Source organism: Streptomyces sp. NPDC001599, assembly GCF_042893535.1.
Classification (GTDB): domain Bacteria; phylum Actinomycetota; class Actinomycetes; order Streptomycetales; family Streptomycetaceae; genus Streptomyces.
Genome location: NZ_JBIAVA010000002.1, coordinates 140,470 through 158,275, shown reverse-complemented (window position 1 = coordinate 158,275; position 17,806 = coordinate 140,470). Strand labels below are relative to the sequence as shown.

The following is a 17,806-nucleotide window of genomic DNA, read 5'->3' as shown; positions in this document are numbered from 1 at the left end:
TCCATGAGTGACACCCCCGTCATCGGTGTCCTGGCGCTCCAGGGCGACGTACGGGAGCACCTCGTCGCCCTGGCCGTGGCCGACGCCGTGGCCAGGCCGGTACGGCGCCCCGAGGAACTCGCCGAGGTGGACGGCCTGGTGCTGCCCGGCGGCGAGTCCACCACCATCTCCAAGCTCGCCGTCCTCTTCGGAGTGATGGAGCCCCTCCGCGCGCGCGTGCGGGACGGCCTGCCCGTCTACGGCACCTGCGCCGGCATGATCATGTTGGCCGACAAGATCCTCGACCCGCGCTCGGGGCAGGAGACGGTCGGCGGCATCGACATGATCGTGCGCCGCAACGCCTTCGGGCGGCAGAACGAGTCCTTCGAGGCGGCCGTCGACGTCGAGGGCGTCGAGGGCGAGCCCGTGGAGGGCGTCTTCATCCGCGCCCCCTGGGTCGAGTCCGTGGGCGCGGCCGCCGAGGTGCTCGCCGAGCACGACGGCCACATCGTCGCCGTCCGCCAGGGCAACGCGCTGGCCACCTCGTTCCACCCGGAACTGACCGGCGACCACCGCGTGCACCGGCTCTTCGCCGACATGGTGCGCGCGAACCGGGCGGCTCGGTCCTTGTAGGATTCCTGCGTTCGTTGCAGGAGATGGGTTACGCGAAGGAGACAGGCAGATGTCCGGCCACTCTAAATGGGCTACGACGAAGCACAAGAAGGCCGTGATCGACGCCAAGCGCGGCAAGCTCTTCGCGAAGCTGATCAAGAATATCGAGGTCGCGGCGCGCATGGGCGGCGTCGACATCGAGGGCAACCCGACGCTGTACGACGCCATCCAGAAGGCGAAGAAGCAGTCGGTCCCCAACAAGAACATCGACTCCGCGGTCAAGCGCGGCGGCGGCCTGGAGGCCGGCGGCGCCGACTACGAGACGATCATGTACGAGGGCTACGGTCCGAACGGTGTCGCGGTGCTCATCGAGTGCCTCACCGACAACCGCAACCGCGCCGCCTCCGACGTCCGCGTCGCCATGACCCGCAACGGCGGCTCCATGGCCGACCCGGGCTCGGTGTCGTACCTGTTCAACCGCAAGGGCGTCGTGATCGTGCCCAAGGGCGAGCTGAGCGAGGACGACGTCCTCGGCGCCGTCCTGGACGCGGGGGCGGAAGAGGTCAACGACCTCGGCGAGTCCTTCGAGGTGCTCAGCGAGGCCACCGACCTGGTCGCGGTCCGCACCGCCCTCCAGGAGGCCGGCATCGACTACGAGTCCGCCGACGCCAACTTCGTCCCGACCATGCAGGTCGAGCTGGACGAGGAGGGCGCGCGGAAGATCTTCCGGCTCATCGACGCCCTGGAGGACAGCGACGACGTGCAGAACGTCTTCGCCAACTTCGACGTGAGCGACGAGATCATGGAGAAGGTCGACGCGTAACGCGTCCCTGCTCAGCGGGCCGACGGGGACACACTCCGTCGGCCCGTCGCTTTGTCGGTGGCACCCGATAGCCTGCACAAACAGGTGATCGACGAGAGGGGCCGGGTACGTGCGTGTGCTGGGGGTGGACCCGGGGCTGACCCGTTGCGGGATCGGCGTCGTGGAGGGCGTCGCGGGCCGGCCGCTCACCATGATCGGCGTCGGCGTCGTCCGCACGCCCGCGGACGCCGACCTCGGCCACCGTCTGGTCGCCGTCGAGCGGGGCATCGAGCAGTGGCTCGACGAGCACCGGCCGGAGTTCGTCGCCGTGGAGCGCGTCTTCAGCCAGCACAACGTCCGCACCGTCATGGGCACCGCCCAGGCCAGCGCCGTGGCGATCCTGTGCGCCTCCCGCCGCGGCATCCCCGTCGCCCTGCACACGCCGAGCGAGGTGAAGGCCGCCGTCACCGGCAGCGGCCGCGCCGACAAGGCACAGGTCGGCGCCATGGTCACCCGCCTGCTCCGGCTCGCCGCCCCGCCCAGGCCCGCCGACGCCGCGGACGCCCTCGCCCTCGCCATCTGCCACATCTGGCGCGCCCCCGCGCAGAACCGCCTCCAGCAGGCCGTGGCCCTGCACACCTCACAGGGCCCGGGCCGCCCCCGGAACCCCCACCCCTCGAAAGGCCGCCCCGCATGATCGCCTTCGTCAGCGGCACCGTCGCCGCCCTCGCACCCGACGCCGCGGTGGTCGAGGTCGGCGGCGTCGGCATGGCCGTCCAGTGCACGCCCAACACCCTCTCCACGCTCCGGCTCGGCAAGCCCGCCAAGCTCGCCACCTCCCTCGTCGTACGGGAGGACTCGCTCACGCTCTACGGCTTCGCCGACGACGACGAGCGCCAGGTCTTCGAGCTGCTCCAGACCGCCAGCGGCGTCGGCCCCCGCCTCGCCCAGGCCATGCTCGCCGTGCACCGGCCCGACGCCCTGCGCAGAGCCGTCTCCACCGGCGACGAGAAGGCGCTCACCGCTGTCCCCGGCATCGGCAAGAAGGGCGCGCAGAAGCTGCTCCTGGAACTGAAGGACCGGCTCGGTGAGCCCATCGGCGCCCCCGCCGTCGGCGCCCCGGTCAGCACCGGCTGGCGCGACCAGCTGCACGCCGCCCTGATCGGTCTCGGGTACGCGACGCGCGAGGCCGACGAGGCCGTCTCCGCGGTGGCGCCGCAGGCCGAGGCCGCCGGAGGCGCGCCGCAGGTGGGCCAGTTGCTCAAGGCCGCCCTCCAGACGCTGAACCGCGCCCGCTGACCACGCCCGCCACCACCGACCCGGTGCGCCACGGCAAGGAGAATCAAGTGAACTGGGACGACACGACCGATGCGGAGGCCGCCGCCGAGCGGCTGGTGGGCGCTGTCGCCGACGGCGAGGACCAGGCCGTGGAGGCGGCCCTGCGCCCCAAGGACCTGGGTGAGTTCATCGGCCAGGAGAAGGTCCGCGAGCAGCTCGACCTGGTGCTGCGGGCCGCACGCGCGCGCGGGGCGACCGCCGACCACGTGCTCCTCTCCGGCGCCCCGGGCCTGGGCAAGACCACCCTCTCGATGATCATCGCGGCCGAGATGGAAGCCCCCATCCGCATCACCTCCGGCCCCGCCATCCAGCACGCCGGCGACCTCGCGGCGATCCTCTCCTCCCTCCAGGAGGGCGAGGTCCTCTTCCTCGACGAGATCCACCGCATGTCGCGGCCCGCCGAGGAGATGCTGTACATGGCGATGGAGGACTTCCGCGTCGACGTCATCGTCGGCAAGGGCCCCGGCGCCACCGCCATCCCCCTGGAGCTCCCTCCGTTCACCCTGGTCGGCGCCACCACGCGCGCCGGGCTGCTGCCGCCGCCGCTGCGCGACCGCTTCGGCTTCACCGCCCACATGGAGTTCTACGGACCGGCGGAACTGGAGCGCGTGATCCACCGCTCCGCCGGCCTGCTCGACGTCGAGATCGACGCCACCGGCGCCGCCGAGATCGCCGGCCGCTCCCGCGGCACCCCCCGCATCGCCAACCGCCTGCTGCGCCGGGTCCGCGACTACGCCCAGGTCAAGGCCGACGGCCTGATCACCCAGGAGATCGCCGCGGCCGCCCTCGCCGTGTACGAGGTCGACGCCCGGGGCCTGGACCGCCTCGACCGCGGTGTGCTGGAGGCGCTCCTCAAGCTGTTCGGCGGCGGGCCGGTCGGCCTGTCCACGCTCGCCGTCGCCGTGGGAGAGGAGCGTGAGACAGTGGAAGAGGTCGCCGAACCCTTCCTCGTACGGGAGGGTCTGCTCGCCCGCACCCCGCGCGGGCGGGTGGCCACTCCGGCCGCTTGGGCGCACCTCGGCCTCACCCCGCCGCGTTCGCAGAGTTCAGGAAACGGACAACAGGACTTGTTCGGGGCGTGACGACCCGCTCACGCGGGGCACATTCGCCGGAGCAGGAACCCCGGTGCCATGCTGGGCGTTGTTCCATGCGCGCGGACTCGCCTAGACTCCGCCGATGCCGCCCTTGTCGGTGGCGTACACACCCCCAACCATCAGGCCGCTCACCATCGCGGTCGTGTGAAGGAAGTACCGACCCGTGAGTCTCGTGACCCTCCTCCCGTTCATCGTGCTCATCGGGGCCATGTTCCTGATGACCCGGTCGGCGAAGAAGAAGCAGCAGCAGGCCGCCAACATGCGGAACGAGATGCAGCCCGGAACCGGTGTCCGCACCATCGGGGGCATGTACGCCACGGTCAAGGAGGTCAACGACGACACGGTCCTCCTCGACGCCGGCCCGGGCGTCGAGCTGCTCTTCGCCAAGAACTCCATCGGTGCCGTCCTCACCGACGACGAGTACAACCGCATCGTCCACGGCATCGAGCACGACCTGAAGTCCGACGCGGACGTAGTCCCCGACGACGCCTCCTCCCTCACCGAGACCGACGCCTCCGACGACGACGCCTCCGACGACAAGTCCGTCGACCTCGGCAAGAAGGCCGAGCCCGCCGATGAGACGGCCGACGAGCCGACGGTCGACGCCGCGCCCGCCGAGGCGAAGACGGACGAGCAGGCGAAGAAGTCCGACGGCGGTTCCGAGGCGAAGTAGCCGTGCCCCGGGGTGCGCGGGACGGGCTCCCGCGCACCCAGCGCGACGCGCGGCTCGCACGGATCCGGACACCATGTGATGGCCGCCGGTGACGCCTTCTGGGCGCGAAGCGGCCCGAGAGGGAGTACACAAAGGTGGTAGCACCTAAAAAGGGAAAGAATGCGAGCGCTCAGAGTAAGCCCGGGCGCTCGCTGGCCCTGATTCTGATCGCCATCGTGGCGCTCACCGGGGGCATGTTCGCCTCCGGGCACACGACTCCGCGTCTCGGCATCGACCTGGCGGGCGGCACGAGTATCACTCTCCGGGCCGTGCCGGAGGCGGGCCAGGAGTCCGCGATCAACAAGACCAACATGGACACCGCGGTCGAGATCATGAACCGCCGTGTCAATGGTCTGGGTGTTTCCGAGGCCGAGGTCCAGACCCAGGGCGACCGGAACATCATCGTCAACATCCCCAAGGGGACGAACTCGAAGGAAGCCCGGCAGCAGGTCGGCACCACCGCCAAGCTGTACTTCCGTCCGGTCCTCGCCACCGAACTCTCCGGCGCCAACGCGACCGGCACCCCCTCGGCGAGCGAGGCCGGCGGCGCCTCGGACAAGGCGACCGACAAGGCCACCGACAAGGCCACGGACAAGGCGACCGACGGCGACAAGGCCACCGACGGCGACAAGGCCACCGACGGCGACAAGGCGAGCGGCACGCCGTCCGACTCCGCCTCGGCGAGCGCCACCTCCCAGGGCCGCGCCGCCAGCGACGCCCTGAAGGCCGACCCCAGCCCGTCCGCGACGAGCTCCGACGGCGCCTCCCCGTCGCCGAGCGCCAGCGCCTCCGGCGACGACGCCACCGCCAAGCTGCAACAGCAGTACGCGGCCCTGGACTGCACCGACAAGAACGCCCGCGCCAAGGCCGGTGACGGTGCCAAGCCGGGCGACGCGACGGTGGCCTGCGGCCAGAACTCGCAGGGCCAGTGGCAGAAGTACATCCTCGGCCCCGCCGCGGTCGACGGCACCGAGGTCGACGAGGCCGAGGCCGTCTACAACACGCAGACCGCCGCCGGCTGGACCGTGACGATGAAGTTCACGGACAAGGGCAGCAAGAAGTTCGCGGACATCACCGGCAAGCTGGCGCAGAACCAGTCCCCGCAGAACCAGTTCGCCATCGTCCTGGACAACGAGGTCGTCTCCGACCCGTACGTCAGCCAGGCGCTCACCGGCGGCAACGCGGAGATCTCCGGCAGCTTCGACCAGGAAGAGGCCCAGAGCCTCGCCAACATGCTGTCCTACGGCGCGCTGCCGCTGACCTTCAAGGAGGACAGCGTCACCACCGTCACCGCCGCGCTCGGCGGTGAGCAGCTGCACGCCGGTCTGATCGCGGGCGCGATCGGCCTCGCCCTGGTCGTCCTCTACCTGCTGTTCTACTACCGGGGCCTGTCGTTCATCGCCGTCTGCTCGCTGCTGGTCTCGGCCGGCCTCACCTACGTGATCATGGCGCTGCTCGGCCCGACCATCGGCTTCGCGCTGAACCTGCCGGCCGTGTGCGGTGCCATCGTCGCCATCGGCATCACGGCGGACTCGTTCATCGTGTACTTCGAACGCGTCCGCGACGAGATCCGGGAGGGCCGCACGCTGCGTCCCGCCGTCGAGCGGGCCTGGCCGCGCGCCCGGCGCACCATCCTCGTCTCCGACTTCGTGTCCTTCCTCGCCGCCGCGGTGCTCTTCATCGTCACCGTCGGCAAGGTGCAGGGCTTCGCGTTCACGCTGGGTCTGACGACCCTGCTCGACGTGGTGGTGGTGTTCCTCTTCACCAAGCCGCTGCTGACGCTGATGGCCAGGCGCAAGTTCTTCGCGAGCGGTCACAAGTGGTCCGGCCTCGACCCCAAGGCCCTGGGTGCCAAGCCCCCGCTGCGCCGCACCCGCCGTCCGTCCCGTCCTGCCGCCGGCCCTGTCGACCCGAAGGAGGCGTGAGAGATGTCGAAGCTCGGCACACTCGGCGCCCGACTGCACCACGGCGAGGTCGGCTACGACTTCGTCAAGAACCGCAAGATCTGGTACGGCATCTCGATCCTCATCACCATCACGGCCATCGTCGGCCTGGCGGTGCGCGGCCTGCACATGGGCATCGAGTTCCAGGGCGGCGCGGTCTTCACCACCCCGAAGAACATGAGCGCCTCGGTCGCCCAGACCGAGACCTGGGCGGAGGAGGCCTCCGGCCACGACGCGATCGTCCAGAAGCTCGGCGACGGCAGCCTCCGCATCCAGATCGCGGGCACCGACACCCAGCAGTCGGACCAGATCAAGGAGGACCTCTCCAAGAACCTGGACGTCTCCGCGGAGAAGATCAACGCCGACCTGGTCGGCCCCAGCTGGGGTGACCAGATCGCGAACAAGGCCTGGCAGGGCCTCGGGATCTTCATGGTCCTCGTGGTGATCTATCTGGCGATCGCGTTCGAGTGGCGGATGGCACTGGCCGCCTTCGTCGCACTGATCCACGACATCACCATCACCGTGGGCATCTACGCCCTGGTCGGCTTCGAGGTCACACCCGGCACGGTGATCGGTCTGCTGACGATCCTCGGTTACTCGCTCTACGACACGGTCGTCGTCTTCGACAGCCTCAAGGAGCAGACCCGGGACATCACCAAGCAGACCCGCTGGACCTATGCGGAGATCGCCAACCGCTCGATCAACAGCACCCTGGTCCGCTCCATCAACACCACGGTGGTCGCGCTGCTGCCGGTGGCGGGCCTGCTGTTCATCGGCGGCGGTGTCCTCGGGGCCGGCATGCTCAACGACATCTCGCTGTCGCTGTTCGTCGGTCTCGCCGCGGGCGCCTACTCGTCGATCTTCATCGCCACGCCGCTCGTCGCCGACCTCAAGGAGGCCGAGCCGCAGATGAAGGCCCTCAAGAAGCGGGTCCTCGCCAAGCGTGCCCAGACGGCCGCCAAGGGCGAGGGCGCGGAGTCCGCTGCCGACGAGGAGGCGTACGACGCCGACGAGCCGGACGACGCCGCACCCGCGGTCGTCGGACCCCGCAACCAGCCCGCGTCCCGTGGCAGGGGCCGCGGCCGACCCTCGGGGAAGCGCCGATGACCGGGACGACCGGCATCACGGAGCTGCTGCTCAGCCGCATCCGTGACGTGGCCGACCACCCGGAGCCGGGTGTGGTGTTCAAGGACATCACCCCGCTCCTGGCGGACCCGGCGGCCTTCGCCGCGCTCATCGACGCCCTCGCCGACGTGGCCCGGGACACCGGTGCCACCAAGGTCGTCGGCCTGGAGGCCCGCGGCTTCATCCTCGGCGCCCCGGTGGCCCTGAGGGCGGGCCTCGGCTTCATCCCCGTGCGCAAGGCGGGCAAGCTCCCCGGAGCCACCCTCAGCCAGGCGTACGACCTGGAGTACGGCTCCGCCGAGATCGAGGTGCACGCCGAGGACCTCACCGCGGGCGACCGCGTGCTGGTCGTCGACGACGTCCTCGCCACCGGCGGCACCGCCGAGGCCTCGCTGGAGCTGATCCGCCGGGCCGGAGCCGAGGTCGCGGGCCTCGCCGTGCTGATGGAGCTGGGCTTCCTCGACGGGCGGGCCCGGCTGGAGCCCGCTCTGGCCGGGGCCCCGCTGAAGGCGCTGCTCACGGTCTGAACCGTGCGAACCGCACCCCTGGGGCGGGCCCGGAGGAATCCGGCGCCCGCCCCAGGCGTTGCACGGGTTGACCGCCCTCACATTGGCCAGAAGGCGATCCTGGAGGGCAGGATCGCTACCATGGGGTATCCGGAGCCTGACCGGGGGACCCGGATCGCGCACGAGGAGTCCTCTTGCCAGACGAGGCCCAGCCACTGACCGCCGCAAAGCCCGAGTCCGCCTCGGCGTCCGCGGCGAAGCCCGCGCCGAGCGGGCCCCAGGCGAAGAACGACACGCGTGGGCCGATCCAGCACGCCCCGGCCGCGCCGGTCGACAAGCCGGCCGAGCAGCAGCCGCGCCCCAAGCCGCTGCCGGCCGAACGCCCGCAGAACGCGCCCGTGGTCCGCGCCCCCGCCGGGCAGCCCGCCCGCTCCGGCTCCTCCAACCGCGTCCGCGCCCGCCTCGCCCGTCTCGGTGTGCAGCGCGCCAACCCGTACAACCCGGTCCTGGAGCCCCTGCTGCGCATAGTGCGCGGCAACGACCCCAAGATCGAGACGGCGACCCTGCGCCAGATCGAGCGCGCCTACCAGGTCGCTGAACGCTGGCACCGCGGCCAGAAGCGCAAGAGCGGCGACCCGTACATCACGCACCCGCTCGCCGTCACCACGATCCTCGCCGAGCTGGGCATGGATCCGGCCACGCTGATGGCCGGGCTGCTGCACGACACCGTCGAGGACACCGAGTACGGCCTGGAGGACCTGCGCCGCGACTTCGGCGACGTCGTCACCCTGCTCGTCGACGGCGTCACCAAGCTGGACAAGGTCAAGTTCGGCGAGGCCGCGCAGGCCGAGACCGTGCGCAAGATGGTCGTCGCCATGGCCAAGGACCCGCGCGTCCTGGTCATCAAGCTCGCCGACCGCCTGCACAACATGCGCACCATGCGCTACCTCAAGCGCGAGAAGCAGGAGAAGAAGGCGCGCGAGACCCTGGAGATCTACGCGCCGCTCGCCCACCGCCTGGGCATGAACACCATCAAGTGGGAGCTGGAGGACCTCGCCTTCGCGATCCTCTACCCCAAGATGTACGACGAGATCGTCCGCCTGGTCGCCGAGCGCGCCCCCAAGCGCGACGAGTACCTCGCCGTCGTCACCGACGAGGTCCAGCAGGACCTGCGGGCGGCCCGCATCAAGGCGACCGTCACCGGCCGCCCCAAGCACTACTACAGCGTCTACCAGAAGATGATCGTCCGCGGCCGGGACTTCGCGGAGATCTACGACCTGGTGGGCATCCGCGTCCTGGTGGACACCGTCCGCGACTGCTACGCGGCGCTCGGCACGGTCCACGCCCGCTGGAACCCGGTTCCGGGGCGGTTCAAGGACTACATCGCGATGCCCAAGTTCAACATGTACCAGTCGCTGCACACGACGGTCATCGGCCCCGGCGGCAAGCCCGTCGAGCTGCAGATCCGCACCTTCGACATGCACCGCCGCGCGGAGTACGGCATCGCCGCGCACTGGAAGTACAAGCAGGAGGCCGTCGCGGGCGCCTCCAAGGTGCGCACCGACGCCCCCAGGTCGTCCGGCAAGAGCAAGGACGACCACCTCAACGACATGGCGTGGCTGCGCCAGCTGCTCGACTGGCAGAAGGAGACCGAGGACCCCGGGGAGTTCCTGGAGTCCCTGCGCTTCGACCTCTCCCGCAACGAGGTCTTCGTCTTCACCCCCAAGGGCGACGTCATAGCGCTCCCCGCCGGAGCCACCCCCGTCGACTTCGCCTACGCCGTCCACACCGAGGTCGGCCACCGCACCATAGGGGCACGGGTCAACGGACGGCTGGTGCCGCTGGAGTCCACCCTGGACAACGGCGACCTGGTGGAGGTCTTCACCTCCAAGGCGGCCGGCGCGGGCCCCTCCCGCGACTGGCTGGGCTTCGTGAAGTCGCCGCGCGCCCGCAACAAGATCCGCGCCTGGTTCTCCAAGGAGCGCCGCGACGAGGCGATCGAGCAGGGCAAGGACGCCATCGTCCGCGCGATGCGCAAGCAGAACCTGCCGATCCAGCGCATCCTGACCGGCGACTCCCTGGTGACGCTCGCGCACGAGATGCGGTACTCGGACATCTCCGCGCTCTACGCGGCGATCGGCGAGGGCCATGTCTCCGCGCCGAACATCGTGCAGAAGCTGGTCCAGGCGCTCGGCGGCGAGGAGGCCGCCACCGAGGAGATCGACGAGTCGGTCCCGCCGTCCCGCGGCCGCGGCCGCAAGCGCCGGGCGAACGCCGACCCGGGCGTGGTCGTCAAGGGCGTCGACGACGTGTGGGTCAAGCTGGCCCGCTGCTGCACGCCCGTGCCCGGCGACCCGATCATCGGCTTCGTCACCCGCGGCAGCGGCGTCTCCGTCCACCGCAGCGACTGCGTGAACGTGGACTCGCTGTCCCGCGAGCCGGAGCGCATCCTCGAGGTCGAGTGGGCGCCGACCCAGTCCTCGGTCTTCCTGGTCGCCATCCAGGTCGAGGCGCTGGACCGCTCCCGGCTGCTGTCGGACGTCACGCGCGTGCTGTCCGACCAGCACGTCAACATCCTCTCGGCGGCCGTCCAGACCTCCCGCGACCGGGTGGCCACCTCCCGCTTCACCTTCGAGATGGGCGACCCCAAGCACCTGGGGCACGTCCTGAAGGCCGTACGCGGGGTCGAGGGCGTCTACGACGTGTACCGGGTGACGTCGGCGCGCAGACCGTCGTAGCGCGCCGCACAGGCGCACACACGAGAGGGGCTCCCGTACGGCGGGTACGGGAGCCCCTCTCGTGTCGGTCCGCGGCCGTCAGCCGCCGAACTCGTGCAGCCCCTTGAGTGCCTGGTCGAGGAGCGCCTGGCGGCCCTCCAGCTCACGCGCGAGCTTGTCGGCCTTGGCGTCGTTGCCCTGGGCGCGCGCCTGCTCGACCTGGGAGCGCAGCTTGTCCACGGCGGCCTGGAGCTGACCGGTCAGGCCCTCGGCACGCGCGCGTGCCTCCGGGTTGGTCCGGCGCCACTCGGCCTCCTCGGCCTCCTGAAGGGCCCGCTCGACCGCGTGCATCCGGCCCTCGACCTTCGGCCGGGCGTCGCGCGGCACGTGGCCGATGGCCTCCCAGCGCTCGTTGACCGAACGGAACGCGGCGCGGGCCGACTTCAGGTCGGTGACCGGGACGAGCTTCTCGGCCTCCGCGACCAGCTCCTCCTTGAGCTTCAGGTTCTCCGACTGCTCGGCGTCCCGCTCGGCGAAGACCGAGCTGCGGGCGGCGAAGAACACGTCCTGGGCGCCGCGGAAACGGTTCCACAGGTCGTCCTCGTGCTCGCGCTGGGCCCGGCCCGCGGCCTTCCACTCGGACATCAGGTCGCGGTAGCGCGCGGCCGTCGGTCCCCAGTCCGTCGAGTTCGACAGCGCCTCGGCCTCGGAGACCAGCCGCTCCTTGATCCGCCGGGCCTCCTCGCGCTGTGCGTCGAGCTGCGCGAAGTGCTGCTTGCGGCGCTTGGAGAAGGCGGAGCGGGCGTGCGAGAAGCGGTGCCACAGCTCGTCGTCGGACTTGCGGTCCAGTCGCGGCAGACCCTTCCAGGTGTCGACCAGGGACCGCAGCCGCTCACCGGCCGCCCGCCACTGGTCCGAGCGGGCCAGCTCCTCGGCCTCGGCGACCAGAGCCTCCTTGGCGCCGCGCGCCTCGTCGGACTGCTTGGCCCGCTGGGCCTTGCGCTCCTCGCGCCGTGTCTCCACGAGCGCGACGAGCTGGTCCAGCCGGGACCGCAGGGCCTCCAGGTCGCCGACCGCGTGGTGCGCGTCCACCTGCTCGCGCAGGTGGTCGACGGCGGTCTGGGCGTCCTTGGCCGACAGGTCGGTGGTCTTCACCCGCTTCTCGAGGAGGCCGATCTCGACAACCAGGCCTTCGTACTTGCGTTCGAAGTAGGCCAGTGCCTCCTCGGGGGAGCCTGCCTGCCAGGAGCCGACGACCTTCTCGCCGTCGGCCGTACGCACGTACACGGTCCCCGTCTCGTCGACGCGGCCCCACGGGTCGCTGCTCACAGCGCCTCCTCCACATGATGCCTGCGGAGGGCTTCGCTACCCCCGGGCATCGTCCACAGTTTCGTCACGGCCAACATAGGCGACCGGCGGGTGGCCTGTCCGCACCCGCGCGAGTCGAACTTTCGCTGATGAGGGTCAGGATTTCGTGACGGTCGCCTTGTCGATCACGACCGTCGCGTTGGGCGCCGTGTTGCCGGTCGTGGGGTCCGCGGGCTGGGCTCCCGCGGAGGCGATCTTCTTCAGTACCGTCATGCCCTCCTTCGACACGGTGCCGAACGGCGTGTAGCTCGGGGGCAGCTGGCTGTCCTGGTACACGAGGAAGAACTGGCTCCCGCCGGAGTCCGGCTGACCGGTGTTCGCCATCGCCACCGTGCCCGCCGGGTACACGTTGTCCTTGAGGCTCTTGTCCTTCAGGTTCTCGTCCGGGATGTTGTAGCCGGGACCGCCGTTGCCCTGGGCCGTGGGGTCTCCGCACTGGAGGACGTAGATGCCCTCGGTGGTGAGCCGGTGGCACTTGGTGTGGTCGAAGTAGCCCTTGCCGGCCAGGAAGTCGAACGAGTTGACGGTGTGCGGTGCCGCCTTCGCCTTCAGCGCGATGTCTATGTCACCGCACGTGGTCGCCAGCTTCATCGTGTACTTCGCCGACTTGTCGACGGTCAGCGCGGGTTCCTTCTTCCAGGTCTGCGTCTCGACCTTGCCCTCGGCGGGCTTGTCGCACGGGTCCGGCGCCTTGCTCGGAGCCGAGGCGCTCGGCGTGACCTCCGCGCTCGCGTTCGTCTTGCTGTCGTCGTCGTCCCCCAGGACCACTCCGGTCGTGTACAGCGCGACGCTGCCGATCAGAATGACGCCGAGCACCGACGCGATCGCGGCGTTGCGCATGCGTGCCTTGCGTCGCGCGGAGGTGCGTCGCTGCTGCTGGCGCAAGAACTTCTCCCGGGCGAGCTGACGCCGCCGCTGCTCCTGGGTGACCACCGGGTTCTCTCCTCATGCGTCTTCGTGTGCCGACCGGTACGCGTGGGTGCGATGAGCCGACCGTGGGCGTGTAGCCCCGTACCGTATATGGGTTCGCTGAGGAATCGGCACCGCCGGTAGGCTCTGACCATGGGCGCGACCCGTTCGCAAGCCCACCCGTACCGACCCAAACGAAGGACGATCGTGCTCATTGCCGGGTTCCCCGCCGGTGCCTGGGGGACGAACTGCTATCTCGTCGCCCCCGCCGCCGGTGAGGAGTGCGTGATCATCGACCCGGGCCACCAGGCGGCCCCCGGAGTCGAGGACGCGATCCGCAAGCATCGGCTCAAGCCCGTCGCCGTCGTCCTCACCCACGGCCACATCGACCACGTCGCCTCGGTCGTCCCGGTGTGCGGCGCCCACGACGTGCCCGCCTGGATCCACCCCGAGGACCGCTTCATGATGAGCGACCCCGAGAAGGGGATCGGCCGCAGCATCGGCATGCCGCTCATGGGCGAGCTGACCGTCGGGGAGCCGGACGACGTCAAGGAGCTGACCGACGGCGCGAAGCTGGAGCTGGCGGGCCTGGAGCTGACCGTCGCGCACGCCCCGGGCCATACCAAGGGGTCGGTGACCTTCGGCCTGCCCGAGGCGGCGGACATCCCGCCGGTCATGTTCTCGGGCGACCTGCTGTTCGCCGGCTCCATCGGACGCACCGACTTCCCCGGTGGCTCCATGGACGACATGCTCGAGTCCCTGGCACGCGTGTGCCTGCCGCTCGACGACTCGACCGTGGTGCTCTCCGGACACGGCCCCCAGACGACCATCGGCCAGGAACGCGCCACCAATCCGTATCTGCGGCAAGTGGCCGCAGGCCGCCAAGGGAACAGCGCTTCCGACGCGCCCCGACGAGGAATGTGACGAGACCTTCCGTGAGCACCTTCAAGGCCCCCAAGGGCACGTACGACCTGCTGCCGCCCGACTCCGCCAAGTTCCTGGCCGTCCGCGAGGCGATCGCCGCCCCGCTGCGCAACTCCGGCTACGGCTACATCGAGACGCCCGGCTTCGAGAACGTCGAGCTGTTCGCGCGTGGTGTCGGCGAGTCCACCGACATCGTGACCAAGGAGATGTACGTCTTCGAGACCAAGGGCGGCGACCGTCTCGCCCTGCGCCCGGAGACCACCGCCCCCGTACTGCGCGCGGTCCTGGAGGCCAACCTGCACAAGGCGGGCAACCTGCCGGTGAAGGTCTGGTACTCCGGCTCGCAGTACCGCTACGAGCGCCCCCAGAAGGGCCGTTACCGCCACTTCTCCCAGGTCGGCGCCGAGGCGATCGGCGCCGAGGACCCGGCCCTGGACGCCGAACTGATCATCCTGGCCGACCAGTCGTACCGCGCGCTCGGCCTCCAGGACTTCCGCATCCTGCTCAACTCCCTGGGCGACCAGGAGTGCCGGCCCGTCTACCGGGCCGCGCTCCAGGACTTCCTGCGCGGTCTCGACCTGGACGAGGAGACCCTGCGCCGCGCGGAGATCAATCCGCTGCGCGTCCTGGACGACAAGCGCCCGGACGTCCAGAAGCAGCTCACCGACGCCCCGCTGCTGCGCGACTACCTGTGCGACGCCTGCAAGGCGTACCACGAGGAGGTGCGCGAGCTGATCACGGCGGCGGGCGTGGTCTTCGAGGACGACCCGAAGCTGGTGCGCGGCCTGGACTACTACACGCGCACGACGTTCGAGTTCGTCCACGACGGCCTCGGCTCCCAGTCCGCGGTGGGCGGCGGCGGCCGCTACGACGGCCTGTCCGAGATGATCGGCGGCCCCTCCCTGCCCTCGGTCGGCTGGGCCCTCGGCGTCGACCGCACCGTCCTCGCCCTGGAGGCGGAGGGCATCGAACTGGACATCCCGTCCGCGACCTCCGTCTTCGCGGTCCCGCTCGGCGAGGAGGCCCGCCGGATCCTGTTCGCCAAGGTCACCGAGCTGCGCAAGAACGGCGTCGCCGCCGACTTCTCCTACGGCGGCAAGGGCCTCAAGGCCGCGATGAAGGCCGCCAACCGCTCCGGCGCCCGCTACACCCTCGTCCTCGGCGAGCGCGACCTGGCCGAGGGCGTCGTCCAGCTCAAGGACATGGAGTCCGGCGAGCAGACCGCGATCGGCGTCAACGAGATCGTGGCGGAGCTGGAGTCGAGGCTCGGCTAGCCCGGCGACACCCTTGCGGGGCACGCGTTTTCGCTCGCGCGTGCCCCCGGGGAACGGGTGGTGGCCGGAACGCGCCGCTCCGGAGTGATCGCCGAACCGTTCATAGGCTCATCGAACGGTGCCCATACAGGCTTGTGCGGCACAATGGCCCCTGCCCGAAGCAGGTCCCACTCCCCAGTGACGGAATCGGCGTGATGAGCAAGACGACAGTGAAGGACGTCTCCACCGTGGCAGAGTCCGCGCCGGACGGCAGCACCCGCACCCCGCGCACCGAGGGCGGCAGCCGCGCCCTCGCCCTGCTGCTGGTGATCACGGGCGCGGCCGGACTGCTCGCCGCCTGGGTCATCACGATCGACAAGCAGAAGATCCTCGAGGCCAAGGTCGCCGGCACCACGTTCACGCCCGGCTGCAGCCTCAACCCGGTCGTCTCCTGCGGCAACATCATGGAGAGCGACCAGGCCTCCGTCTTCGGCTTCCCCAACCCGATGCTCGGCCTCGTCGCCTACGGCATCGTCATCTGCGTCGGCATGAGCCTGCTCGCCCGTGCCACCTACCCGCGCTGGTACTGGCTGACCTTCAACGCCGGCTGCCTCTTCGGCGTCGCGTTCGTCTCGTGGCTGCAGTTCCAGTCCCTGTACCGGATCAACTCGCTGTGCCTGTGGTGCTGCCTGGCCTGGGTCGCCACGATCCTGATGTTCTGGTACGTGACGTCCTTCAACGTCCGCAAGGGCTTCCTGCCCGCGCCGGGCTGGCTGCGCGGCTTCTTCGGCGAGTTCACCTGGGTCCTGCCGGTGCTGCACATCGGCATCATCGGCATGATGGTCCTCACCCGCTGGTGGGACTTCTGGACCAGCTGACGGGCGTCTCGCTTGTCAGTGCGGTCATTTAGGGTTCAGAGCGTGGAGCCCGATCTGTTCACCGCCGCAGCCGAAGAACGCCAGGAGAAGGACCCGACCGGCAGCCCCCTCGCCGTGCGGATGCGCCCGCGCACCCTCGACGAGGTCGTCGGCCAGCAGCACCTGCTCAAGCCCGGATCCCCCCTGCGCCGCCTGGTCGGCGAGGGCGCGTCCGGACCCGCGGGGCCCTCCTCGGTCATCCTCTGGGGCCCGCCGGGCACCGGCAAGACCACCCTGGCGTACGTCGTCTCCAAGGCGACCAACAAGCGGTTCGTGGAGCTGTCGGCGATCACCGCGGGCGTCAAGGAGGTCCGCGCGGTCATCGACGGCGCCCGCCGCGCGGTCGGCGGGTACGGCAAGGAGACCGTCCTCTTCCTGGACGAGATCCACCGCTTCAGCAAGGCCCAGCAGGACTCCCTGCTCCCGGCCGTCGAGAACCGCTGGGTCACCCTGATCGCCGCCACCACCGAGAACCCGTACTTCTCGGTGATCTCCCCGCTGCTCTCCCGCTCCCTCCTGCTCACTCTCGAACCCCTCACCGACGACGACGTCCGCGACCTGCTGCGCCGCGCCCTGACCGACGAGCGCGGCCTGGGGGGCGCCGTCGCCCTGCCCGGGGACACCGAGGAGCACCTGCTGCGCATCGCGGGCGGCGACGCCCGGCGCGCGCTCACCGCGCTGGAGGCCGCCGCCGGGGCCGCGCTCGACAAGGGCGAGGCGGAGATCGGCCTGACCACGCTGGAGGAGACGGTCGACCGGGCCGCGGTGAAGTACGACCGCGACGGCGACCAGCACTACGACGTCGCCAGCGCCCTGATCAAGTCCATCCGCGGCTCCGACGTGGACGCCGCCCTGCACTACCTGGCCCGCATGATCGAGGCCGGCGAGGACCCCCGCTTCATCGCCCGGCGCCTGATGATCTCGGCCAGCGAGGACATCGGCCTGGCCGATCCCAACGCGCTGCAGATCGCCGTCGCCGCCGCCCAGGCCGTCGCCATGATCGGCTTTCCCGAGGCCGCCCTCACCCTCAGCCACGCCACCATCGCCCTGGCGCTGGCCCCCAAGTCCAACGCCGCGACCACCGCCATCGGCGCCGCCCTGGACGACGTGCGCAAGGGGCACACCGGACCGGTCCCCGCCCACCTGCGCGACAGCCACTACAAGGGCGCGGGCAAGCTCGGACACGGGCAGGGCTACGTGTACCCGCACGACCTGCCCGAGGGCATCGCCGCCCAGCAGTACGCCCCGGACGGACTCAAGGACCGGACGTACTACACGCCGACCCGGCACGGCGCCGAGGCCAGGTACGCGGACGCCGTGGAGTGGACCCGCGGGCACCTCGGTCGCAAGCCGTCCTGAGCAGCCTGTAGAATCCCTCGGAGTGCCGTGTCCCGTGCAGTCAGAACGGGACGACCGGCCGGAACCTTCACGGGTTCCAGGAGCGTCGCGCACCGTCGATGGTGTCGCGGGCAGCCCACCACCACCCGGCTTCCGGGAGCGGTCGGTGGGCCACTCGCGTGCTGCACGTATGTGCCCAGACCAGGGGAGCGGCTGCCCGGCAGGTCCCGAGCGGACCCGGCGGGTTTCCCCGGCTGCGGATTGCGACC

General features: G+C 70.5%; 16 protein-coding genes. 14 read left to right on the top strand and 2 right to left on the bottom strand.

Annotated elements, in window-relative coordinates; translation table 11 throughout:
- Positions 1-3: 3 nt before the first annotated feature.
- The 10 genes from pdxT to relA all read left to right on the top strand — a co-directional run bounded on the left by pdxT (position 4) and on the right by relA (position 10,849).
- Positions 4-612, top strand: a complete 609-nt coding sequence (gene pdxT, locus ACFYZ3_RS05315; protein WP_388514139.1) for a pyridoxal 5'-phosphate synthase glutaminase subunit PdxT — start codon at positions 4-6, stop codon at positions 610-612.
- A 49-nt stretch (positions 613-661) separates the two neighbouring features.
- Positions 662-1,414, top strand: a complete 753-nt coding sequence (locus tag ACFYZ3_RS05310) for a YebC/PmpR family DNA-binding transcriptional regulator (protein WP_104634792.1) — start codon at positions 662-664, stop codon at positions 1,412-1,414.
- Positions 1,415-1,523: 109 nt separating this feature from the next.
- A complete protein-coding gene (gene ruvC / locus ACFYZ3_RS05305; protein WP_388514137.1) occupies positions 1,524-2,090 on the top strand; it encodes a crossover junction endodeoxyribonuclease RuvC in 567 nt (188 codons plus the stop codon).
- Positions 2,087-2,692, top strand: coding sequence for a Holliday junction branch migration protein RuvA (gene ruvA, locus ACFYZ3_RS05300; protein WP_386908472.1), 606 nt, complete (start codon positions 2,087-2,089; stop codon positions 2,690-2,692). The genes ruvC and ruvA overlap by 4 nt, the downstream gene beginning before the upstream one ends.
- A 47-nt stretch (positions 2,693-2,739) precedes the next feature.
- On the top strand, positions 2,740-3,813 hold the full coding sequence (gene ruvB / locus ACFYZ3_RS05295) for a Holliday junction branch migration DNA helicase RuvB (RefSeq protein ID WP_121700864.1): 1,074 nt from the start codon (positions 2,740-2,742) through the stop codon (positions 3,811-3,813).
- Positions 3,814-3,988: 175 nt separating this feature from the next.
- On the top strand, positions 3,989-4,498 hold the full coding sequence (yajC, locus tag ACFYZ3_RS05290) for a preprotein translocase subunit YajC (protein ID WP_388514135.1): 510 nt from the start codon (positions 3,989-3,991) through the stop codon (positions 4,496-4,498).
- A 134-nt stretch (positions 4,499-4,632) separates the two neighbouring features.
- A complete protein-coding gene (gene secD, locus ACFYZ3_RS05285; protein ID WP_388514134.1) occupies positions 4,633-6,462 on the top strand; it encodes a protein translocase subunit SecD in 1,830 nt (609 codons plus the stop codon).
- Positions 6,463-6,465: 3 nt separating this feature from the next.
- Positions 6,466-7,587 (top strand): protein translocase subunit SecF, encoded by a 1,122-nt coding sequence (gene secF, locus ACFYZ3_RS05280; protein WP_361010821.1) that lies wholly within the window; start codon positions 6,466-6,468, stop codon positions 7,585-7,587.
- Positions 7,584-8,132: an adenine phosphoribosyltransferase gene (locus ACFYZ3_RS05275; RefSeq protein ID WP_388514133.1), complete on the top strand. Its 549-nt coding sequence runs from the start codon at positions 7,584-7,586 to the stop codon at positions 8,130-8,132. Before secF ends, ACFYZ3_RS05275 begins: the two co-directional genes overlap by 4 nt.
- A gap of 173 nt (positions 8,133-8,305) precedes the next feature.
- Entirely contained in the window at positions 8,306-10,849 is a 2,544-nt protein-coding gene (relA, locus tag ACFYZ3_RS05270) for a GTP pyrophosphokinase (protein ID WP_388514131.1), read from the top strand.
- A gap of 78 nt (positions 10,850-10,927) precedes the next feature.
- Here relA and ACFYZ3_RS05265 read toward each other — a convergent pair whose 3' ends face one another.
- Together ACFYZ3_RS05265 and ACFYZ3_RS05260 are read right to left on the bottom strand one after the other, a co-directional pair.
- Positions 10,928-12,157: a DUF349 domain-containing protein gene (locus ACFYZ3_RS05265; protein WP_361010829.1), complete on the bottom strand. Its 1,230-nt coding sequence runs from the start codon at positions 12,155-12,157 to the stop codon at positions 10,928-10,930.
- Between the two features lie 135 nt (positions 12,158-12,292).
- Positions 12,293-13,129 (bottom strand): peptidylprolyl isomerase, encoded by an 837-nt coding sequence (locus ACFYZ3_RS05260; RefSeq protein WP_361010832.1) that lies wholly within the window; start codon positions 13,127-13,129, stop codon positions 12,293-12,295.
- Positions 13,130-13,312: 183 nt separating this feature from the next.
- On the opposite strand from ACFYZ3_RS05260, the gene ACFYZ3_RS05255 reads away from it, so the two are divergent.
- From ACFYZ3_RS05255 to ACFYZ3_RS05240, 4 genes are all read left to right on the top strand, one after another.
- Complete coding sequence (locus ACFYZ3_RS05255) at positions 13,313-14,029, top strand: MBL fold metallo-hydrolase (protein WP_388514129.1); 717 nt, start codon at positions 13,313-13,315, stop codon at positions 14,027-14,029.
- A gap of 11 nt (positions 14,030-14,040) precedes the next feature.
- On the top strand, positions 14,041-15,303 hold the full coding sequence (gene hisS, locus ACFYZ3_RS05250; RefSeq protein WP_388514128.1) for a histidine--tRNA ligase: 1,263 nt from the start codon (positions 14,041-14,043) through the stop codon (positions 15,301-15,303).
- Positions 15,304-15,497: 194 nt separating this feature from the next.
- Complete coding sequence (locus tag ACFYZ3_RS05245) at positions 15,498-16,160, top strand: vitamin K epoxide reductase family protein (protein ID WP_361010840.1); 663 nt, start codon at positions 15,498-15,500, stop codon at positions 16,158-16,160.
- A 42-nt stretch (positions 16,161-16,202) separates the two neighbouring features.
- Entirely contained in the window at positions 16,203-17,558 is a 1,356-nt protein-coding gene (locus ACFYZ3_RS05240; RefSeq protein ID WP_388514123.1) for a replication-associated recombination protein A, read from the top strand.
- Positions 17,559-17,806: the final 248 nt, after the last annotated feature.